The following is a 20227-nucleotide window of genomic DNA, read 5'->3' on the forward strand; positions in this document are numbered from 1 at the left end:
CTGGAGGGAGTGTCCCGCATGACCGACGCCGCCGCGCCACCGCAGATCTCGGGGCACCAGCCGTCCCAACCTCCTCCTCCTCCTCCGCCGCCGCCGCCGCCGCCCGCCGCCGCCCCGCCGGTGGCCTGGAGCCCCTGGCTGGTGCGGCTGGCCGTGCTGGGGCTGGCGGTGGTGCTGGTGGTCGCCCTGGCGACGCGCTGGGACCTGTGGGTGGGCTCGGCCAAGCGCCAGACCACCAACGACGCCTACCTGCAATCCGACATCACGCCGCTGTCGTCCCAGGTGTCGGGCGTGGTCCGCGACATGCCGGTCGTCGACTTCCAGCGGGTGCGGGCCGGCGATCCGGTCGCGGTGGTGGTGGACGACGACTACCGCGCCCGCGTCGAACAGGCGGAGGCGGCACTGGCGGCGGCCGATGCGGCCATCGCCCAGCTCGACATCCAGAAGCGCACCCAGCGCGCCCTGGTCGATCAGGCCGAGGCGAACGTCCATGGGCTGGAGGCCGAGGCCTGGAGGGCGCGGCTGGAGGAGGCGCGGCAGCGCTCGCTGACCGAGCAGGGGGTGGCCGGCACCCTGCAGGCGCTGCAGCAGGCCCAGGCCACCGCCCGCCGCGCCCAGGCGGCGCTGGAGGGCGGCCAGGCCCAGGTCGACCAGCAGAAGGCGGCGCTCGACGGCATCGACGTCCAGGTGCGGCAGGCCGAGGCCACCCGGCAGCAGCGTCAGGCCGACCTCGATCTCGCCCGCATCACGCTGGAGCGCACGACCATCCGCGCGCCGGCCGACGGCATGGTCGGGCAGCGGCAGGTCCGCCCTGGGCAGTATGTCGGCCAGGGCAGCCAGATCATCACGCTGGTGCCGCTCCCGTCCGTATGGGTGATCGCCAACTTCAAGGAGACCCAGATGACCCGCATCCGCGCCGGGCAGCCGGCGACGATCCGGGTCGACACCTTTCCCGACACCGCGCTCACCGGCCGGGTTTCCGGCGAATCACCGGCCAGCGGCAGCCAGTTCGCCCTGCTGCCGCCGGAGAACGCCACCGGCAACTTCACCAAGATCGTCCAGCGCATCCCGGTGAAGATCGTCCTCGACAGCCCCAACCCGCTGCAGGACCGGCTGCGGCCCGGCATGTCGGTGGTCGTCACCGTCGACACCGAAAGCACGGCCGGGGAAAGCACGGCCGGGGAGGGCGGATCGTGAGCGCCGATGCCGCCGGGGAACCGGCCGCCCGCCGTTTCCCGCTGCTGCCGCTGCGGCGTCCGGCCCAGGCCGCCCCGCCGGTCCTGACGCATCATCCGCTCATCGGCCTGCTGGGGGTGCTGCTCGGGGCGCTGGTCTCCACCCTGACCTCGCGCATCACCACCTTCGGGTTGGCCGACATCCGCGGGGCGATCGGCGCCGGCTTCGACGAGGGGGCGTGGATCACCACCGCCTACACGGTGGCGCAGATGCTGGTGGCGCCGGCCGCCGCCTTCCTCGGCGTGGTCTTCGGGCCGCGGCGGGTGCTGCTGGTCTCCTCCGTCACCTACGGGCTGGCGACGCTGGCCCTGCCGCTGACCGGGACGCTGACCGGGGTGCTGACCTTCCAGGTGCTGGCCGGGCTGTCGTCGGGCACCTTCATCCCGCTGACCATCGGCTTCATCGTCCGCAACCTGCCGCCGCGCTATCTGGTCTACGGCATCGCCATCTACGCGATGAACGTCGAGCTGTCGCTGAACTTCTCCGCCTCCATCGAGGGGTGGGTGATCGAGAATCTCGACTGGCGCTGGCTGTTCTGGGACACGGCGATGCTGGCGCCGCTGATGGCGCTGTGCGTCCATTTCGGCATGCCGGCCGAACCGGTGCGCCGCGACCTGCTCAAGGACGGGGACTGGTGGGGGATCGGCTACGCCAGCCTCGGCTTCGCGCTGCTCTATGCCGCGCTCGACCAGGGCAACCGGCTGGACTGGTTCAACTCCGGCCTCATCATCGGGCTGTTCCTCGGCGGCGCGCTGCTGATCGCCGCCTTCATCGTGCAGGAGCTGACCTGTCCCAAGCCCTGGATCACCTTCAGCGTCCTGTTCCGCGGCAACATCCCGCTGCTGTGCCTGCTGCTGGTGCTGCTGCGGCTGATCATGCTGTCGACCGCCTATCTCGTGCCGCAGTTCCTCATCACGGTGAACAACTACCGGGCGCTGGAGGTGGGGGACACGCTGCTGCTGATCGCATTGCCGCAATTCCTGTTGGCGCCCCTGGTCGGCACGCTGCTGCGGCATGCCGATCCCCGCGTGGTGATGGCCGCCGGCTTCGTCGCGGTCGGGCTGGCCTGCTGGCTCGCCTCGCACCTGACGGCGGACTGGATCGGCGCCGACTTCCTGCCCTCGCAGATGCTCCAGGCCTTCGGCCAGTCCTTCGCGATGACCTCGCTGATCTTCTTCAACGTCAAGAACCTGTCGCCCGCCCACATCCTGGCGCTCGGCGCGCTGATGCAGACCGCGCGCCTGCTGGGCGGCGAGCTGGGGGCCGCCTTCATGCAGACCTTCGTCCGCATGCGCGAGCAGTTCCACAGCTTCCGGCTGGTCTCCGACGTGGTGGTGGGCGATGTCGACACCGTCCAGCGGGTGGCCGGCACCGTCGCGCGGGTGGCGGCCCGCTCGACCGGGAACGAGGAGGCGACGCAGCGGGCGCTGTCGCTGCTGTCGGCGACGGTGCGCAAGCAGGCCTATGTGCTGACCTACATCGACGGCTTCCTGGTCATCGCCTGGTTCATCGTCGGCGGCCTGCTGCTGATCGCCCTGCTGCGCCCGGCGCCGAAGCCTTGAAGGTTGGGTCCTGAGAGCCGGGTCTTTGAAGGTCGGGCCTTTGAAGGTTGGGCCGTGCAGGTCGCGCCGCGAAGCCCGGCGGCGTGAGGCCCCCGCCGGGCTTCACGCCGCCGGCGGGCGGTCAGCGGACCAGGACGTGCGCCGCCTCCTTGGTGCGGCCGACGGCGCCGGCCACCTGCTGCACCGCGGCCGAGATGGCGGTGATGTTGGAAGTGACCGTCGACACCGCGGCGGACGCGCTCTGCATGCCCGACGACATGGTCTGGGTCACGGCGCTCTGCTCCTCGACCGCCGACGCCGTGCCGGTCACATGCTCCCGCACGGTCGCGACGGCCTCGCGGATGGCGGCGAGCGCGTTGGCGACCTCGGTGGAGGTGGTCTGGATGCCCTCGATCTCGGCGGAGATCTGCTCGGTCGCCTTGCCGGCCTGGTTGGCGAGGTTCTTCACCTCCGACGCCACGACGGCGAAGCCCTTGCCGGCCTCGCCGGCCCGCGCCGCCTCGATGGTGGCATTCAGCGCCAGCAGGTTGATCTGGCCGGCGATGCTGTTGATCAGCCCGACGATCCCGTTCATCGCCTGGGCGGCGGCCGCCAGCCGGTCGGTGCTTTCCGCCACCGTGACGGTGCGGTCGAAGGCGCCGTCGGTCGCCGCGCGGGCGCGGGTCATGCTCTGCGCGATCTCGCCGATCGAGGCCACCAGCTCCTCCGCGCTGGCCGCGACCATCTGCACGCTGGCCGAGGTGGAATCCGCGGCGGCGGCGGCGGTGGCGGCCTCGCTAGTCGACTGGTGGAGCGCCTGATCCACCTCGCCGAAATTCCTGTCGATCAGGAGCTTCAGGTTGTTCAGCAGCGTGACCTGCGCGGTGACGTCCACCGCGAACTTCACGACCTTCGCCACCTTCCCCGTCTCGTCGAAGATCGGGTTGTAGGCGCCTTCGATCCAGACCGCCTCGCCGGCCTTGGTGATCCGCTTGTACTGCGCCGCCTGGAACTCGCCCCGCTTCAGGGTGTCCCAGAACAGGGCGTATTCGGAACTGCTGCGGTAGGACGCCTCGACGAACATGCTGTGGTGCTTGCCGACCACCTCGTCCAGGCGGTAGCCCATCGCCCGCAGGAAGTTCTCGTTGGCCCTGGTGATGATGCCGTCGGTGGTGAACTCGATCACCGCCTGCGACCGGCTGATCGCCGCCATCTGCGCCGCATAGTCGAGGTTTTCGAGCCGCTCCTTGGCGTCGGCCCATTCGACCACGAAGCCGATGCGCTTGCCGTTCTCGGTCAGCGGCGTGACCAGCAGGTCGAACTGGTGGCCGCCGACCTTGATGGTGGCGCCGTAAGGCTTGGTCAATCGGCCCAGCAACTGGCGCTGGTGGCCCGGATTCTTGTGGAAGATGTCGATGTTGCTGCCGACCAGACGGCTGACGTCGAGCCGCGGAAGCTCCTTGCGCAGGTCCGCCTCCGCCTCGCGCAGCAGCGCCACCACCGCGGGATTGACGTGGACGATGGTCAAATCCTCGTCCGCGACCATCACCTTCGCCCGCAAGGCATCGAGCGCCGCCATCTTGCGGGCCAATGCCTGATTGTTTCTTGCGCGCCCGAACATCTCCAACCGCCTCGCCGATGCCTGCCAGATACCGGCCATAGTACATACGACCATTTCCCGCGGCAGCAGAAAAAATTCGCTAAATTGTGATATTATAAGGAGTGGCCCTGATTGCTACCTCGGTCATCCAGTGCAGGCACAGTGACGCGGCTCCCTCTGCTCAATGAACACCAGCATATTCAAAGACGATAATATGAAATCTTAACGAAAGGTTTGCGGCTATGCTCTGGAAGGTTGTCGAGGGCATGGACGACGTCCTGCCGATCAGTAAGACGCCGAACCTTTCCTATGGCAGGGGCTGCGGCGTCCGGCAACGGAGCGCTATCGCCCCACCGCCCACCGCCCACCGCCCACCGCCTATCAGCCATGGCCCAGCCTGCCGCGAAGCGTCGTGGGCTGCGTTGAAGACTCGCCTCCATCGGAAGGTTGCCCGCTCTCCCCGGCGTGGCCGGTGGAGCGTGCATCACATACCTCCACCTGAAGCTTAAATGTCTCCGTGATTTCCCCTAATGGTACGTGTATCGTTGCCTCGCACCAATTCCAAAACAGGTGATCATAAGCTCGCCGACATCCAGGAGGCTCCATGACCAGGGTCGCTCGTCTCGCCGCCATCGCTATCATGCTCGGCAATACCGCCCTTGTGTTCCCCGCTTTTTCCCAGGCCCCGGCCTGCACCGTATCTCCGACCGGCCGTTCGATCGCGCTGCAGGCGACGGGCGTCGACGGGACGGTGTTCTCCGTCGCCGGCGGCTATCATCTGGCCGTCAGTGTCAACGGCAGCGATCCTGCCGGGGTGATGGTGGACACCGGTTCGAATGCCCTGATCGTGCCCTCCTGGAAGATCAAGGGCTTCCCCAAGGATCCGGACAACGACCACTCCGGCATGGTGGTTTCCGGCAAGCTGCCCTACGGGTATTCCAGCAGCGGCAATTCCTACAATGGCTACCTGATCCAGGTCCCGGTGAGGGTGCACGGTGCCGGCGGCACCTCGGTTGACGCGGAAGACGTACAGGTTTTCGCCATCACCGAGGTCTGCGGCTCGGACAAGCACTGTGTCGCCGCCACATCCATCAACAGCCGCAGCGTGGGCATGATGGGCGTGGGCTTCCAGCCGACGCCGAACCTGGTGGTCAAGGTCGCCGGCGGTGGTACCGCTCCGGCCACCCACACCAACGTCTTCCAGCAGGTGCACGGCGTGGCGACGCAAGGCTGGATATTCGAGCCGGGCGGCCGCATCGTCGTCGGTCTCAACACCGAGACGACGCAGGGCTTCTCCGCCTGGGCGCCGATGGTTCCCGCAAGCAGGGGCGGGATGTCGCCCGAGGGCTGCGTGCGTGTGACCGAACCGGGCAAGCCGGAATCCCGGCCGCTGTGCGGCACCATGCTGTTGGACACCGGCATGTCCACCATGAACCTATGGGTCTACAGCGGCGAGCAGGGGCAGGCCCCCTTCTGCCCGCCTCCGCCGGCCTCGAAGGCCGGCTTCGATGGCGCGACCTTCCCGCCGGGGACCACGGTCACACTCGCCTCACCGGGCAAGGCGGCTGCGCTCGACTATCGCTTCGACACCGCCGGCGGGACGGGCAAGGGTGCGCCGGAAGCCACCTACTGCACCAATGTGAAGGGCGCTTCGGCGTCCGAGAACGCCTTCTTCAACACCGGGCGCATGCCCCTCGAACTCTACAGCTTCGCCCGCAACGAGACCTGCGGCACCTTCGCCTACCGGCCCCGGCAGTAACGGACCTGAGTCGCACGGGAAAGGCAGAAGCCCGGAGTCCGTCAGCCGCTTCAGCAAGCATCTGACGGACTCCGGGCTTTTGTTTCCCACCTTGAGTCACGGTTCGAGCGAGTCCGCTCGAACCGTGACTCACACTCTAGGGTCCGGATCCATAAAGAGCCTTTCCGGCAGGGAGCCGTTGTGATTCAACGGCCTGGAAAGGGGCTTTGCGATGAGCGACGGTGAGTTCTGGTTGACGGTGGAGCAGTTTGGGCGCCTTGAGCCGCACCTTCCGCGCGCCACCCGCGGCAAGCCGCGCGTGGACGATCGCCGTGTGATCAGCGGGATCGTCCATGTGCTGAAGTCGGGCGGGCGCTGGACGGATGCTCCACCGGTCTACGGCCCCTGCAAGACGCTGTACAACCGCTTCGTCCGCTGGGCGTCCAAGGGCGTGTGGGAGGACATCTTCCATGCCTTGGCGGCGGCGGGTGGCCCACCGGCCCAGGTGATGATCGACTCCACGGCCGTGCGCGCCCATCGTTCGGCAAGCGGCGGCAAAGGGGGGAGCGTGCCCAGGCCATCGGACGGTCCCGTGGCGGACGAACCACCAAAATCCATGCCCTGAGCGATCCGCGTGGGCGGCCACTCGCCTTCCTGCTGACCGGCGGTCAGGTCGCCGACTGCACCGCCGCCGACCGTCTGCTCGACCGGATGCCTGCCACCGACCTCCTGCACGGCGACAAGGGCTACGACAGTGCCGCTGTTCGCCGGAAGATCGAAGAGGCAGGGGCCGCACCCAACATCCCGCCACGCGCCAACAAGCGCTGGAAAAACTGCTTCTCTCCCTACCTCTACCGGAACCGCAACGTCATCGAGCGTATCTTCGGACGCCTCAAGGACTTCCGGCGCATCGCCACCCGCTATGACCGCTCCGCTACCAACTTCATGGCGGCCGTCCACATCGCCGCAACCGTCGCCTACTGGTTATGAGTCCAGACCCTAGTGATGTGCGCCAGACGGAGCTATCTGCTAAGCGAAAGTCACGAGATTATTTTGATATAATGGTCAGCCGCCCCATGAAATATCCGCCCTATTTGCATTTTAATAGCATTTTCATCGATGGGAAGGGAGGTGATGTCGTAATTGATAATCAGCTTAGCTATAATCCTATCCGGCGTAATCGCCTCGTGTACGAGAACCGCCTTTGTCACGCTGTCGTATCGTTGCCGCTGAATGCCTTTGAGATTTACGGCGTATATTACCGGATGCCTTGACCTTATCTCTTTTATAATGTTGTCGATTTTATCAGCAAGTTCCCTATCTTCATCCTTTAGTGGCTTATCGCGAAGCGCGTTGATGGCGTTGGATATAATTCCAAGTCCCTGACCGCCTAATTTTGATGCAGAGCAATATGAAAGGCAAAGCTCTGAGACCGGAGAAAAACTTACTGACCTAAGTTTCTTAAAGCTATCAATACCCGAATGGTCCATTCCATATTTTTGAAGTGTTTGCTTGAGGGCGTCCAAAAGCTCTTCTGGGACAGGCTTAGTATTGGAAAATCCGCCATTTTCAATGTTATCGGAATAAAAGGATGAGGTTCCGTGATAGCCGATCCAATCCTGAGCTTCGATCTCGTTCGGGAAAATCTTTCCGGTGCCGACTGTTGCAGGATCAAAAGCAAATGTTTCCACGGTGATCGCTCCCATCATGTTTGCGCCCACCAACTTGGTAAATTGGGGACCACGCGGTGATAGCAGAAAGCCACTGATCGCAAAAGTTCGCCGCTGGCGAGCGGTATCCTAGGATTGGACCAGCCAGTATGCCAGTTGCCTTGCGATGCGCCGGCAACCTCCTTTGCGTTGTAGCGCCATCCACCGTCAACCAGAACTGATCGTCGCTCATCACAATGCCCCTTTCTAGGGCGTTGAATCACAAAGGCTCCCTCTAGAAAAGGACTTTTATAGGTCCGGACCCTAGCACCAGGGTATACAGATCCTGTGGTTGCCGATCTTGCCGACCTCGATGGGGGGAGGCGAGGGCACTCCCCTGAGAAGCTGGTTCGGCACCGAGTTTGGTCCTCCGAGAACCTGCCTCGGATTGTTGAACACCGAACCGGGCCCACCAAGCACCTGCAGCGGGTCACGGACCATGGAGTTGGGACCGCCTGCAAGACCGGCGACGTTGCGGACCAGAAAGCCGTTCTTTCCAACCAGATCATTGTTGTCGCCAAAGCAGCCGTCGCTGCCGCCGAAGCCATTCTGTGCGCATTTTTCCAATTCGCGCGCGGTCAACCGCGACGCGGCACACCCTGCCGCCACATAAGGCTGGCCGCCACTGGAAACGACGCACTCGAGCGCGATCTGCTGCTCGGGATTGAGGCCGAGGTCGAGAAATTTGTTAACCGCGCAGCCACCGAATTGCTGTATATCCCCCTGTGATTCGACTGCGCAGCCGATGGCTGCCTGTGCCTCCGGTGAGAGGTTGTCCCCGAGCAACGCCTCTCCTGCGCAGATGGCGAAGTCACTGCTGTCACCACTGTTTTCCGCTGCGCAAGTCAGTACAGCGCGTTGCTGGGTGTTCAGTCGCCTTCCAATGAATTCATTGCCGAGGCAGCCCAGGAAGTTATCCCTGTCGTCATAGTTTTCGGACGCACAGCTTATCGTCCTGATCTGATCTTCGCTGAGCTTTCCCGCGATGACGCCGCGAGCGGCGCATTCCGCCAATTGGTCTTTGCTGCCGTCGGATTGCTCCGCACAGTTCACCAACGTCATGCTGTCACGATCCAGCACGATGGCGCCGCGAGTACAGCTCAGGAAGCTATCGACATCCGGTTGACGGTCTTGCTGGGTCATCTGCGCGCACTGTAGCGCACCGTCCAGCCCGTTGACCGGAACAGTCGCTTCCAATGGCGGAATGTCCGAGGGGTTTGGAATGGGGTCGCCAGGCAGTATCCTGGTTCGCTGCCCTCCGCGACGCTCCACCCGCGGCACCGCGCCGCCAAACGGATTCCCACCCATCTGCGGTTCGGCCATCATTGGGGGAGGTGGGTGTGTGGCCAACCATTGTGCGACCACGGCGCATGGCCCCGGCCCCAGCGGTCCGGCGCAAATCGGGCCTGCAACGGGATCGACCCACAGCACCATCAACCCTTGTGCCGGAGCCTCGCGCGATGTGCCTGCCAACAGGAGCACGGCAGCAACAGCAAGAGCAAATGAGCGAAGCATTTTACGCCTCCTCGCTGATTTATCGCTCATTATGAAGAAAAATAGAAAAAGATGTCAGGTATGAGTCGTATATATTCATGCGGGACACGCATGGACGACCAAGGAGGGAGTAAATTAATCCGTGTGGGCGCCGGTTGCGGATTTCGGTGAAGCGCCATTCCGTCCTATTGAGTAATCGCCCTTCCATCGGCGGCCGGGACCGTTCCGCTGAAACTGGCCCCTCGACGCCTGTCTCAGCCGGGCGCGATGGCCGGCCCGGGGCCGGCTCGCTTTTGACGGGCTTGACCCGGCCGTCCGGGTCCAGCGCCCGCCGGACCTCGACTGCCGGCTACCGGCACTTGGCCGCCCAGTTCTCCCGCTCGGCGAAGACCCGGTTGACCTCCTCCAGATGCTCCGTGCCCCAGGAGCAGAGCGGGACGAGCGCCCCGGCCAGGCTGCGGCCCAGCGGGGTGAGGTCGTAGTCGACCCGCGGCGGGACCTCCTTGTAGTCGGTCCGCTTCACCAGCCCGTCGGCCTCAAGTTCCTTGAGCTGCTGGATCAGCATCTTGTCGCTGGCGTCGCGCACCGCCCGTCGGAGTTCGCCGTAGCGGTACGGGCCGCCCTGGGCGAGGAAATACAGGATCAGCGGCTTCCACTTGCCGGCGATCAGCCGCAGGGTCGCGTCGAGGCCGCAGGTGAAGCCCGCCAGGGTGGGGGTGCAATTGCCCTCCACAGGCCTTGCCCGCTCCGAAGGCGGCGTCAGGGGCGGGGAGGGGTCGGATCGGTCGTTCGTCATTTTCGGGGCACTTACAAAAAGGTGCATACTTGTCGATAGGTGGGTAGCTCGCCAGCTCTGTGCAATCTCTATGAAGGAGCACATCATGAGCAGGCTACAAGGAAAGACGGCGGTGGTGACCGGCGGCGGAACCGGCATCGGCCTCGGCGCCGCAAAGCGCTTCGTCGAGGAGGGGGCGTTCGTCTACCTCTTCGGCCGCAGGCAGGAGGCGCTTGATGCCGCGGTGGCGCAGTTGGGCTCCTCGGCGCGGGCGGTCAGGGGCTCGGTGACCGACCCGGCCGACCTCGACCGGCTGTACGATGCGGTGAAGGCCGAGCGCGGCGGGCTCGACATCCTGTTCGCCAACGCCGGCACCGGGTCCTTCGCCGCGCTCGGCGAGATCACGCCCGAGCATTACGACCAGACCTTCGACGTCAACGTGAAGGGGGTGGTGTTCACGGTGCAGAAGGCCCTGCCGCTGATGGGCAAGGGGGCGTCGATCATCCTGACCGGCTCGACCACCGGGGTGATGGGCACGCCGCAGTTCAGCATCTACAGCGCCACCAAGGCCGCGGTCCGCAACCTGGCGCGCAGTTGGGCGATGGACCTGCGCGGCACTGGCATCCGCGTCAACGTGCTCTCTCCCGGCCCGACCAGGACGGAGCTGGCCCTGGAGGTGGTGGGCGAGGAGGCGATGGAGTCGCTCGGCGGCACGACGCCCATCGGGCGCGTCGGCGACCCGGCGGAAACCGGTGCGGTCGCCGCCTTCCTGGCGTCCTCCGACAGCAGCTTCATGACCGGCGGCGAGGTCTTCGTCGACGGCGGGTTCGCCCAGGTCTGATCCCCGGCGGGCGCTAGGCGAGGGCTTCGGCACCCGGGGCCGGAGCCCTCCGGCGTCTCCGCCGCGACACCCGCTCTCCGCCCCCGCCCTCCGCCCCCGCCCTCCGCCTTCGGCCACCTCGCTTCCGACCGAAGACGGCTGACGCTGCGCCCGATCCGGTCTAGGATCGCCGTCCGGCATCGGCGGTAACGGACCCCCAGGCATGGCGCGCGTTTCGAAGGACGTTCATCGCTTCTGGCGCGATCCCGCCCTTCCGCATCTGGAGGCGCGCAGCATCCAGGACGGGCGCGAGGTCTGCTACGACTGGCACAGCCACTCGACCTTCTCCATCGGTCTGGTGACCGGCGGCGTCAGCGAGTTCCGCATCGGCCTCGACCGCCACCGGGTGTCCGCCGGCACCACCGTGCTGATGAACCCCGACGAGCCGCACGCCTGCAACCCGCTGGACGGTCTGCCCTGGTCCTACAGGATGCTGTATGTCGACACCGCATGGCTGGCGCACATCCAGGGCGAACCGGCGTTCCGGCCCTACGCCCCGCCGTTGAGCCGCGACCCGGCGTTGGGGCGCCGGATGGCCCGCCTGTTCGGGTTGCTGTTCGATCCGGCCGCCGGCAGCCCGGAAAAGGAGGCGGCCGTCGGCGATCTCTTCGCCACGTTGCGGCTGGCGCTTGGTGGCCTCCCGGCCGGACCGGCCGCCGCGGCGCAGGACGCCGGCGGCCATGCGGCGCTGGAGCGGGCGGCCGATTTCATCACCGCCCATTGCACGCAGCCCCTGCGGCTCGCCGACATCGCCGGGGCGGCCGGCCTGTCGCCCTCCTATCTGGTGCGGTCGTTCAAGGCCCGCTTCGGCCTGACGCCGCATGCCTACCAGATCAACCGGCGCATCCAGTTCGGACAGCGGGAGCTGCGGCTGGGGCGGCCCATCGTTGAGGTCGCGCTCGACGCCGGCTTCGCCGACCAGGCCCACTTCCAGCGCGCCTTCAAGCGGCATGTCGCCGCCACGCCCGGCCAGTACATGCGGCGGGACCTCCCGGCGTGACGATCAGCCCGCCAGCCCGACTTGGACGGCGCTCGCCGCCAGGACGGCGGCCATTGCGCGGTTGAACAGGCGCATCCGCCGCCGGTCCGCGAGCAGATGGCGCATCCGTGCGCCGGCATAGGCCCAGGCGCCGACCGAGAGGTAGCAGATCACGAAATACAGCGCCGCGAAGCTCCACAGCCGCGCCGGATCGTCGCCGGCATAGGCGCCCACCCCCGCCAGCGCCGCGATCCACGCCTTCGGGTTCAGCCACTGCATCGCCGCACCCTGCAGGAAGGAGGGGCTGGGGGCCACCGCATCGGCCGCCACGTCGCCGCCTCCGCCCCACAGCCTCCACGCCATCCACGCCAGGAAGGCCGCGCCCAGCCAGCGGGTGAGCGCCTCGACGGCCGGCCAGCCGCGCAGCAGCTCCGCCAGCCCCAGTCCGGCCAGCACCAGCAGCACGGTGAAGCCGACCGTGGCGCCGGCGACATGGTGCAGGGATGCACGCAGCCCATGGGCCAGCCCGCTGGCCAGCGCCACCATGTTGACCGGACCGGGCGAGATCGAGGCGGCCAGCGCGAAGCCCGCCATCGACAGGTAAAGCGTCGGCATCCGCCGTCCCCTACGTCATCACCGGCAGCGAACCCGCCAGCGCGCGCACCGGCGCCGCCGGGGTGCAGGCGATCGGCCCAGGTGGCGGGGGGCTGTCGATGATGAAGGTGCCGCGTGTCATGTCCGGTTCCCTTTCCTGGAGATGGGTGAAGCCGGCGGACTTTCGCCGGTCGCCAGGGCAGGGGTATTGAAGGAAATTGCCCGGGGTCCCGGCCGATTCTGCAATCGGCCCGATACGCCCGGACCGCCCTCAGCTCCGCAACTGGCCGTCGACCTGCCGGCGCACCTCGTCCGCCAGCGGGTGCAGCCTCTCCGCCGGGGCGGTCGCCATCAGGCTGTAGCCGAGCCCCTGGTCCGCCCAGGCGAAGCCGGCCAGCGTGCCCTGCTCGTGCGCCGACATCGGGGTGTCGCGCTCGAAGGCCATCGGCCGCACCAGCATGGCGACGCGGGTGCCACGGTCGTCGTCGTAGAGGAACAGCCCGGCCGGCCCATGCGCCGTCGCCACCAGCCGGCCGCCCATGAAGCGGTAGCCCGACGCCGACAGGTCGGGCAGGGCGACCGGCCGCTTCAGCCGCTTTGATACCCAGGCCAGCAGCTCGTCCCGGTCGGCGGCGCGGAGTTCGACCGGACGGACGCGATCCGATGCGTAGACCGCGTAGTTCGCCGCCGCCTCCTCCTTGAGCGCCGCGATGCCGGTCGCCTCGGGCGACAGGAGGTGGGCAAACCAGCCGCCGAGGCCGCCGAGCCCCAGCAGCAGCAGCGCCGCCGCCGCCGACCGCCAGGAGCCCTGCCACGGCGCCAGCCAGGAGCGCCGCCGCTTCTCGATCAGCCAGGGCAGGCTCAACCCGGACGGCACCGGCTCCTCGGCGACCGGCGCGAAGGCGGCGCGGAGCGCCCGGCGCTGCTCCGCCATCGCCGCGACGCGGCGGGCGACGTCGGCATGGCCGTCCAGATAGGCCTGGACCTCGTCCCGCCGCACCGGGTCCAGCGCATCGTCGATGTAGGCGTGCAGATCCTCTTCCGCGATCGGACGACCGGTCATTTCACCCTCCGCAACGACGTGCCGCGGCCGGTGGCCGGCGCCTCCGCCTCCGTGGCACGCAACAGCTTTTCCCGGGCGCGCGCCAGGCGCGACATCACCGTCCCGATGGGAATGTCCAGCACCCGCGCCGCCTCGGCGTAGCTCAGATCCTCGACCGACACCAGCAGCAGGACGCTGCGCTGCTCCTCCGGCAGGGTCTCCAGCGCGCGCATCAGGTCCCGGTGCATCACGCCATGCTCCTGCGTCGGCGGGGCAGCGGTGGCGGTCTCATCGGCATCCTCCAGCGCCACGTGCCAGCGCCGCCGCGCCCGGCTGAGGCGCGTCATCGCGAGGTTGTGCAGGATCGAGAACACCCAGGTGCGGGCGTCGCCGTCGGCGCGCCGCTGGTGCCAGCGGGCGATCACCCGTTCCAGGCAATCCTGCACCAGGTCGTCGGCCCCGGCGGGATCGCGCAGCAGCGCCTTGGCGTAGCGGCGCAGCGCGGGGATCAGCGGCTCGACGAGGAGCATCATGTCCTTCATCTTCCAACGCTCCCGAAGGCCGCCCGGATGCGCCGGTTCAAGACCGCATCCGGGCGGCGGCACCTCATGGCAACTGCAGTTGGACGGGCTCGCCCGGCTGGTCGGCGGTCCCCGAGGCGATCGTCAGGTACCGGCGGTCGTCCTTGGCCGGACCCTGCACGATCTGCCGGATCGGGCCGACCGTGTTGACGATCGCCGCACCCGCCGGGTTGGTCGTGAAGGCGGTCAGCGGTTCCAGCTTGCCCTTGCCGTCGGGCCGGTCGGACAGTGCCAGGACATAGCCGGTCTTCGGCTCCAGCCCGGTGACCGACGCCTGCAGCACCTGGGTCAGGCCCTGGCTGAACAGGGTGACGCTCGACGCCGGTTTGGCGTCCCTGCCGCCTGCGCCGTCTGCGCCGGCCGCGCCGCCCTCACCGACCGCGCCGAGCGCGAGGTGGGCGGTATCGCCGGCCGTCCCCAGCGGCTGCAGGTTCGCCGTGCCGTCCCCGTCGGGGACCGCGTTCGGAACATAGGCGATGGCCTGCGGCGCCTGCCCGATGGGAACGGTCGCGACCACCCTGTTGGTGCTGGTGTCGATGGCGGCCAGGGCGTCGGCGTTCTCCAGCCCGACATAGACGCGGCTGCCGTCGCCGGACGGCCAGACGCCATGCGGCAGGTTGCCGACGGGCACCGTCGCCACCGGCTCGAACGTGTCGGTCCGGAACACCTTCACCTCGTTCAGCCCGCCGATCGTCACGTAGGCGAAGGTGCCGCCGGCGGTGGCGGCGAAGTTGACGTGGTTGGTGATCGGGCCGGTGTCGAGCGTCTTGATCAGGTCGAAGGGCGGTCGGGCATCGAAGACCTGGGTCTTGCCGACGTCCTTCAGCGTGAACCACACCTGCTTGCCGTCCGGCGTCGCCGCGATGTTCGGGCAGAAGGGGCTGGCCTGCTTCACCCGCCCGACGACCTGATGGTCGGCGACGGAGACGACCAGCGTTTCCGGGTTGAAGGAGGAGCAGATGTAGCCGTACTTGCCGTCCGGCGAGAAGATCTGCATGCCCGGCCCGGCCGGGGTCTTGATGCGCCCCGTCTCCTCGAAGGTCTTGCCGTCGAGCACGGCGACATAGTCCTCGCCGCGCACGGTGACCCACACCTCGCGCCCGTCGGGGGTGTAGAAGGCCTCGTGCGGGGCGCGGCCGACATAGGTCGTGTGCTTGACCGTGTTGGTGGCGGTGTCGATGAAGGAGACCGCGTTGGTGCCGATCGACACGACGGCCAGCGTCTTGTGGTCGGGCGAGAAGCCCATGCCGTGCACCAGCACCTGCCCGCGGTAGAGCGGGCTGAGGTTGCCCGGCTGGGGATCGCCCAGCCGGATGACGCCGAGCAGCCTGTTGTCGGCCGGGTCGGTGACCGAGACGGTGTTGGAAAACTGTTCGGCGGCATAGACGCGGTCGCGGTGGCTCACCGGCACGTCGGGCTGGGAGACCATGCCGGGGGCCTGGCCGGCCCGGGCGGCAGCGAGCGGGAATATCGCCGTGGTGGCAACCAGCACGGCGGCGAAAAGGGAGCGGGTCACGTCAGGGCTCCTGGTGTGTGGACATCATGTGCGGATGGTGGGCGGCGGCCTCCGGCGCAGCGGCGTCCGGTGCAGCGGCCTCCGGTGCGGGGGGCGGCGTTTGCGTGGGCACCGCCGCCTGGGGCGGCAGGGGGGCGCCGATGGCCAACTGCATGGCGGCGATCTCCTGCTGCTGCTCGACGATGATCTCCTGGGCGATGCGGCGGAGCTGCTCGTTGCGCCCGTACCGCAGTTCGGCGACCGCCATGTCGATGGCGCCCTGGTGGTGGGGGATCATCATCGCGACGAAATCGCGGTCCACGTCGCCCGTGGGCTTGACGGCCATGTCCTGCATCATCCGGGTCATGGCCGCATCGTTTTCGGCCAGGAACGGAGCCTCCTGGGGGTCGGCCGCGAAGGCCGGCGCCACCGGCGCCAGCGTGGCGCCGAACAGGAGGGCCCGTGCGAGGGCGAGCGTGCGTGGCGGCTTGGGCATGAGGCCTCCGGGAGGGGGATGGTCAATCGCAGCGAGGGTTTGGACTCGCGGCGGACCGGTTTATTCCGGGGCCTTCCGATTTTTCTCTCGGCGTGGGCGGTGGCCCGCCGGTCCGGGCTGCAAAATCCCGATCGGGCGGAACGGCGGCGCCTTCTTCCTACGGCACCGGGGCGGCCGGGGCCGCCCCTCCGTGCGCAGCAGCCCCGTGCGCAGCAGCCGGGAGCCGGCCTTTCCCCGCAGTCAGATGTGCCTGATCACGTCCCGCCAGTGACGGTGAAGCGAAGCGACGTCGCCGCTGGTCAGGATCGGCATGGCACCCCGCAACTGGTCGTCGGTCCAGGCCCACCACTCCATCTCCAGCAGCAAGTCGATGACGTCTTCGGCGAAGCGCTTCCGGATCACCCTGGCGGGGTTGCCGCCGACGATCGCATAGGGCTCGACGTCCCGCGTCACCAGCGACCTCGTGCCGATCACGGCACCGTCGCCGATGGTGACGCCGGGCATGATGATGGCCTCCGAACCGATCCAGACGTCATTGCCGATCACCGTGTCGCCCGCGGGCATATAGCCGTTCCGCGCGCCGGCGAATGCCGGGACCTCGGGCATCCAGAAGAAGGGGAACGTGCTGACCCAGTCGTTCCGGTGGCCTTGGTTGCCCGCCATGATGAAGGCCGCGCCGGACCCGATCGAGCAGAAGCTGCCGATCACCAGCTTGTCGGCACCCTCGTCCGGGAGAAGGAAGCGGGCGCAGTCATCGAAGCCGTGACCATGATAATAGCCGGAATAGTAGCTGTACCGGCCGACGATGATGTTCGGGTTGGCGACCTGTCTTTCCAACAGGACGCCCTTGAAGGGGCTTTCGAAAAAATTGGTCATCGAGTCGCTCGCTGCGTGAGGGCCGCCGAGTCGGCGGCTTCCTGCCTGCGCCCGGGCGCAGGCGGACACCGCGGGCCACCGTTACGGTGGCTCGCGCTCAGCTCCCGGCGTCAGGCGCGCGGGAGCACGATGCAGGTGGTACTTGGACTCGCCTTCATGACTGGGATCCTACAGCAGCGGAGGCCGGTTGCCAATGAAGGGCTTGCGGCCGGGCCGTACCGGGGCGGCGACGCCGCGGCCGCAGCGCTCAGGGCGCCGTGTGCGGCACCGCCTGCAGGCAGGCATCCCATGGCGCCGGCGACGGGAACACCTCGTCGAGGAAGGCGAGGAAGGCCCGGACGTTCGGGCTGCCGCGCCGGCTTTCTGGCCACAGGGCGGTGATGGTGAAGCGGTCGACCGCGAAGGCGGTGAGGATCGGCACCAGGTGCCCGCGGGCGACATAGGGGGCGGCGATGTAGGTCGGCGAGATGCCGATGCCGCCCCCGGCGGCCAGGGTCGAGGCGACGGCGTCGCTGACGTCGATCACGATCCCCGTCGGCGGCGTGATCTCGACGACGCGGTCGCCGATCCGGAAGGGCCAGCGGAGCGCCTGGCCGGAGCTCTGGTAGCGGAAGTTCACGCAGTCGTGGTTCACCAGCTCGTCCGGATGTTGCGGCACGCCGCGCCGGGCGAGATAGTCGGGCGACGCGAAGGCGCAGAGCCGCTGCGAGGCAAGCCGGCGTGAGATCAGGCGCGAATCCGCGAGATCGCCGACACGGATCGCGACGTCGATCCCGGCCTCGATGATGTCGAAGACCTGGTCTCCGAGCCGCAGGTCGATCGCCAGCTTGGGGTAGCGCGCCCGAAAGCGTGGAAGCGCCGGTGACAGGACATGCACGCCGATCGGCAGGGGGGCCGTGATCTTCAACGTGCCCGCCGGCTCGGCACGCGCCGCCATCGCGGCCTGCTCGATGTCCTCGGCATACTGAAGCAGGCGCAAGGCACGCTCGTGCAGGTCGCGTCCTTCGGCCGTCAGGGTCAGGGACCGCGTGGTGCGCGTGAACAGCGACAGTCCAAGCTGCTGCTCCAGCCGCTGAACGCTCTTGCTGACTGCCGACGGCGACACGGACAGCGCCCGCGCCGCCGCCGTGTAGCTGCCCAACGACGCGGCGCGGGCGAAGGCGATGAGGCCGGTCAGCCTCTCCAAACCAATTTGTTCCGTCATGGAATGAGTAAAGCGAAATCAGGCGCGATTATCAACCTGGACTCACTCGGCTAGGGTTCTTCCAACAGCCCCACCGGGGCGCCCCGCCATCCAGGAGCATAGCATGTCCACACTGTCCCCCGCCGCCCCGCCGCTCCCGCCGGCCGGCCTTGCCGCACTTCGCGACCGCAAGGTCGTGGTCATCGGCGGCACGTCGGGGATCGGCCTGTCGACCGCGATCCAGGCGAAGGCCGCCGGTGCCCGGGTCATCGTCATCGGCGTCGACCCCGACCGTGCCGCCCAGGCGGCCGCCGACCATGGGTTCGACGGCTGGCGCGCTGCCGACGTGACGGACGGCCGGGCCATCGAGGCGGCCCTGGCCGACATTCCCCACGTCGACCATCTCGTGCTGCTGGCCGGGACCTTCGTCGCCGGCAAGATCCTGGACGCCGACGTCGCCCACCTGCGCCGGGCGTTCGAAGAGCGCATCTGGGCGGCGGTGACGACGATCCGCACCCTCGGCGACCGTCTCGCGGCGGACGCCTCCATCACCCTGGTGTCCGGTGTGCTCGCCGACCGCCCGAACGCCTACGGCACCGCCATCCTGGCGGCGGCGTCGGCCGCCATGGAGGCCTTCGCCCGGGGGCTGGCGCTCGAACTGGCGCCGCGCCGCGTCAACACCTTGTCGCCCGGCACCACCGACACGCCGCTTCTGCGGCGGACGCTCGGTGACGGGCGAGACGCCTATGTGGCGGGCCTGAAGGAGAAGCTGCCGCTTCGCCGCCTGGGAACGCCGGACGAGGTCGGCGCGGCGGCGGTGTTCCTGATGGGCAACGGCTTCATGAACGGCGAGACGCTGCACATCGACGGCGGTGCCCGCCTCGTCTGACGGCAAGGGGCCGGTGTCGCTCACCGTCGATCTCGGTGCCGCGTGGGCTCGGGCCGACCTCGGCGCCGGCAAGGCCGCGCCACCCATGCGGCGACAGGATAAGGACAGGATCATGACGCAAACGCTTTCGGGCAAGGTTGCCCTCGTCACCGGTGGTTCGCGGGGCATCGGCGCCGCAATCGTCCGCCGGCTCGCCGCCGACGGTGCGGACATCGTGTTCAGCTACGGCTCGTCGACGGAGCAGGCCGGGCGCATGGTCGGGGAGGTCGAGGCCCTCGGCCGCCGGGCCGTCGCCATCAGGGCCGATCAGGCGGTCGGCTCGGAGGTCGAGGGATTGGTGAAGGCCGCCCATGGGGCGTTCAACCGGCTCGACATCCTGGTCAAATCGGCGGGCGTGTTCATAACGGGCGTCGCCGGCGATCCCGCCACCGACCCGGCGGCGCTCGACCGCCAGTTGGACATCAACCTGAAGGCCGTGGTCGGAGCCGTCCGGGCCGCCATCCCCCTGCTCGGCGACGGTGGCCGCATCGTGTCCATCGGCACGGCCGGCGCCAGCCATCGCGCGGCCTTTCCGGGGATCGCCGATTACGTCGCCTCGAAAGCGGCGGTCGCGGCCTACAGCCGCGGCTGGGCGCGCGACCTCGGCGCGCGCGGCATCACCGTCAACGTCGTCCAGCCCGGCCCCATCAACACCGACATGGCCCCCAAGGAGGGTCCTGTCGCGGATATCCTGAAAGGCATGTCCGCGCTCGGCCGCTACGGCGAGCCGGAGGACGTTGCCGCCGCGGTCGCCTTCCTTGTCGGGCCGGAGGCCGGCTATATCACCGGCGCGACGCTGACCGTCGATGGTGGCCTGTCCCTGTGAACGCGGGATGGCGGCGACCTCGACGGCGGATGCCGGGCGCCGCTTTGAGCCAAGAGGTGGGGTGGGGCCGTGAAATGCCGGTGGAAGACGCCGGATGCCTGATTTCGATGCCGGGCGCGATATCCTCTTCCATCACCGCGGTTGCCGTGCATAAATGTTCGTCGGACGCCGTGTCTGCTTGTGACAAGACTTGAAGAGTCGTTTGTTTTTACATGTTCGGCGCAGGTTCGCCGCATGGAAGATGCGCTTTCGAC

The 20227-nt window shown here is 67.9% G+C and carries 18 protein-coding genes and 1 pseudogene; 8 read left to right on the forward strand and 11 right to left on the reverse strand.

Features of this window, described 5'->3' with window-relative positions; genetic code table 11:
- Positions 1-18 precede the first annotated feature (18 nt).
- On the forward strand, positions 19-1197 hold the full coding sequence (locus tag J2850_RS25675; RefSeq protein WP_246513543.1) for an HlyD family secretion protein: 1179 nt from the start codon (positions 19-21) through the stop codon (positions 1195-1197).
- The gene (locus J2850_RS25680; protein WP_209988369.1) at positions 1194-2798 is read left to right on the forward strand and encodes an MFS transporter; all 1605 of its coding nucleotides are present in this window, start codon (positions 1194-1196) and stop codon (positions 2796-2798) included. The genes J2850_RS25675 and J2850_RS25680 overlap by 4 nt, the downstream gene beginning before the upstream one ends.
- Before the next feature lie 121 nt (positions 2799-2919).
- Here the strand turns inward: J2850_RS25680 and J2850_RS25685 are convergent, their stop codons facing one another.
- Positions 2920-4368: a methyl-accepting chemotaxis protein gene (locus tag J2850_RS25685; RefSeq protein ID WP_246513545.1), complete on the reverse strand. Its 1449-nt coding sequence runs from the start codon at positions 4366-4368 to the stop codon at positions 2920-2922.
- Between the two features lie 613 nt (positions 4369-4981).
- Between J2850_RS25685 and J2850_RS25690 the strand changes: the two genes are divergently transcribed.
- Positions 4982-6136 carry a hypothetical protein gene (locus J2850_RS25690; RefSeq protein WP_209988374.1) on the forward strand — a complete coding sequence of 385 codons (1155 nt, stop codon included), beginning with the start codon at positions 4982-4984 and terminating at the stop codon, positions 6134-6136.
- A gap of 211 nt (positions 6137-6347) precedes the next feature.
- Positions 6348-7105 (forward strand): annotated as a pseudogene (locus tag J2850_RS25695) (IS5 family transposase).
- Positions 7106-7155: 50 nt separating this feature from the next.
- Here J2850_RS25695 and J2850_RS25700 read toward each other — a convergent pair.
- The 3 genes from J2850_RS25700 to J2850_RS25710 form a co-directional block, all read right to left on the reverse strand.
- Positions 7156-7824 carry a hypothetical protein gene (locus tag J2850_RS25700; protein WP_209988382.1) on the reverse strand — a complete coding sequence of 223 codons (669 nt, stop codon included), beginning with the start codon at positions 7822-7824 and terminating at the stop codon, positions 7156-7158.
- Positions 7825-8088: 264 nt separating this feature from the next.
- Complete coding sequence (locus J2850_RS25705; RefSeq protein ID WP_209988384.1) at positions 8089-9339, reverse strand: hypothetical protein; 1251 nt, start codon at positions 9337-9339, stop codon at positions 8089-8091.
- Between the two features lie 328 nt (positions 9340-9667).
- Positions 9668-10114, reverse strand: a complete 447-nt coding sequence (locus J2850_RS25710; RefSeq protein ID WP_209988387.1) for a winged helix-turn-helix transcriptional regulator — start codon at positions 10112-10114, stop codon at positions 9668-9670.
- A gap of 85 nt (positions 10115-10199) precedes the next feature.
- Between J2850_RS25710 and J2850_RS25715 the strand changes: the two genes are divergently transcribed.
- Both J2850_RS25715 and J2850_RS25720 read left to right on the forward strand, forming a co-directional pair.
- Positions 10200-10934 carry an SDR family NAD(P)-dependent oxidoreductase gene (locus J2850_RS25715; protein ID WP_209988390.1) on the forward strand — a complete coding sequence of 245 codons (735 nt, stop codon included), beginning with the start codon at positions 10200-10202 and terminating at the stop codon, positions 10932-10934.
- 202 nt (positions 10935-11136) lie between these two features.
- Positions 11137-11973: a helix-turn-helix transcriptional regulator gene (locus tag J2850_RS25720; RefSeq protein WP_209988393.1), complete on the forward strand. Its 837-nt coding sequence runs from the start codon at positions 11137-11139 to the stop codon at positions 11971-11973.
- A gap of 3 nt (positions 11974-11976) precedes the next feature.
- Here the strand turns inward: J2850_RS25720 and J2850_RS25725 are convergent, their stop codons facing one another.
- The 7 genes from J2850_RS25725 to J2850_RS25755 all read right to left on the reverse strand — a co-directional run bounded on the left by J2850_RS25725 (position 11977) and on the right by J2850_RS25755 (position 18222).
- Positions 11977-12567 (reverse strand): LysE family translocator, encoded by a 591-nt coding sequence (locus J2850_RS25725; protein WP_209988396.1) that lies wholly within the window; start codon positions 12565-12567, stop codon positions 11977-11979.
- A 250-nt stretch (positions 12568-12817) separates the two neighbouring features.
- A complete protein-coding gene (locus J2850_RS25730; protein ID WP_209988399.1) occupies positions 12818-13609 on the reverse strand; it encodes an anti-sigma factor family protein in 792 nt (263 codons plus the stop codon).
- On the reverse strand, positions 13606-14130 hold the full coding sequence (locus J2850_RS25735) for a sigma-70 family RNA polymerase sigma factor (protein WP_209988402.1): 525 nt from the start codon (positions 14128-14130) through the stop codon (positions 13606-13608). Before J2850_RS25735 ends, J2850_RS25730 begins: the two co-directional genes overlap by 4 nt.
- A 64-nt stretch (positions 14131-14194) precedes the next feature.
- On the reverse strand, positions 14195-15685 hold the full coding sequence (locus J2850_RS25740; protein WP_307354531.1) for a YncE family protein: 1491 nt from the start codon (positions 15683-15685) through the stop codon (positions 14195-14197).
- Between the two features lies 1 nt (position 15686).
- A complete protein-coding gene (locus tag J2850_RS25745; RefSeq protein ID WP_209988405.1) occupies positions 15687-16160 on the reverse strand; it encodes a DUF305 domain-containing protein in 474 nt (157 codons plus the stop codon).
- A gap of 240 nt (positions 16161-16400) precedes the next feature.
- Complete coding sequence (gene catB, locus J2850_RS25750; protein WP_209988409.1) at positions 16401-17036, reverse strand: type B chloramphenicol O-acetyltransferase; 636 nt, start codon at positions 17034-17036, stop codon at positions 16401-16403.
- 247 nt (positions 17037-17283) lie between these two features.
- On the reverse strand, positions 17284-18222 hold the full coding sequence (locus J2850_RS25755; protein WP_246513547.1) for a LysR family transcriptional regulator: 939 nt from the start codon (positions 18220-18222) through the stop codon (positions 17284-17286).
- A gap of 121 nt (positions 18223-18343) precedes the next feature.
- On the opposite strand from J2850_RS25755, the gene J2850_RS25760 reads away from it, so the two are divergent.
- A complete protein-coding gene (locus tag J2850_RS25760; protein WP_209988416.1) occupies positions 18344-19108 on the forward strand; it encodes an SDR family oxidoreductase in 765 nt (254 codons plus the stop codon).
- A 112-nt stretch (positions 19109-19220) separates the two neighbouring features.
- Positions 19221-19973 carry an SDR family NAD(P)-dependent oxidoreductase gene (locus J2850_RS25765; RefSeq protein WP_209988419.1) on the forward strand — a complete coding sequence of 251 codons (753 nt, stop codon included), beginning with the start codon at positions 19221-19223 and terminating at the stop codon, positions 19971-19973.
- Positions 19974-20227: the final 254 nt, after the last annotated feature.

It is taken from the genome of Azospirillum picis (assembly GCF_017876115.1).
Taxonomy (GTDB): domain Bacteria; phylum Pseudomonadota; class Alphaproteobacteria; order Azospirillales; family Azospirillaceae; genus Azospirillum; species Azospirillum picis.

What these genes read in the sequence shown, in the direction of transcription:
- J2850_RS25735 (WP_209988402.1), bottom strand. Translation starts at nt 14,130, where the DNA reads ATGAAGGACATGATGCTCCTCGTCGAGCCGCTGATCCCCGCGCTGCGC.
- J2850_RS25690 (WP_209988374.1), top strand. Translation starts at nt 4,982, where the DNA reads ATGACCAGGGTCGCTCGTCTCGCCGCCATCGCTATCATGCTCGGCAAT.
- J2850_RS25720 (WP_209988393.1), top strand. Translation starts at nt 11,137, where the DNA reads ATGGCGCGCGTTTCGAAGGACGTTCATCGCTTCTGGCGCGATCCCGCC.
- J2850_RS25725 (WP_209988396.1), bottom strand. Translation starts at nt 12,567, where the DNA reads ATGCCGACGCTTTACCTGTCGATGGCGGGCTTCGCGCTGGCCGCCTCG.
- J2850_RS25730 (WP_209988399.1), bottom strand. Translation starts at nt 13,609, where the DNA reads ATGACCGGTCGTCCGATCGCGGAAGAGGATCTGCACGCCTACATCGAC.
- J2850_RS25675 (WP_246513543.1), top strand. Translation starts at nt 19, where the DNA reads ATGACCGACGCCGCCGCGCCACCGCAGATCTCGGGGCACCAGCCGTCC.
- catB (WP_209988409.1), bottom strand. Translation starts at nt 17,036, where the DNA reads ATGACCAATTTTTTCGAAAGCCCCTTCAAGGGCGTCCTGTTGGAAAGA.
- J2850_RS25760 (WP_209988416.1), top strand. Translation starts at nt 18,344, where the DNA reads ATGTCCACACTGTCCCCCGCCGCCCCGCCGCTCCCGCCGGCCGGCCTT.
- J2850_RS25765 (WP_209988419.1), top strand. Translation starts at nt 19,221, where the DNA reads ATGACGCAAACGCTTTCGGGCAAGGTTGCCCTCGTCACCGGTGGTTCG.
- J2850_RS25710 (WP_209988387.1), bottom strand. Translation starts at nt 10,114, where the DNA reads ATGACGAACGACCGATCCGACCCCTCCCCGCCCCTGACGCCGCCTTCG.
- J2850_RS25700 (WP_209988382.1), bottom strand. Translation starts at nt 7,824, where the DNA reads ATGATGGGAGCGATCACCGTGGAAACATTTGCTTTTGATCCTGCAACA.
- J2850_RS25745 (WP_209988405.1), bottom strand. Translation starts at nt 16,160, where the DNA reads ATGCCCAAGCCGCCACGCACGCTCGCCCTCGCACGGGCCCTCCTGTTC.
- J2850_RS25705 (WP_209988384.1), bottom strand. Translation starts at nt 9,339, where the DNA reads ATGCTTCGCTCATTTGCTCTTGCTGTTGCTGCCGTGCTCCTGTTGGCA.
- J2850_RS25715 (WP_209988390.1), top strand. Translation starts at nt 10,200, where the DNA reads ATGAGCAGGCTACAAGGAAAGACGGCGGTGGTGACCGGCGGCGGAACC.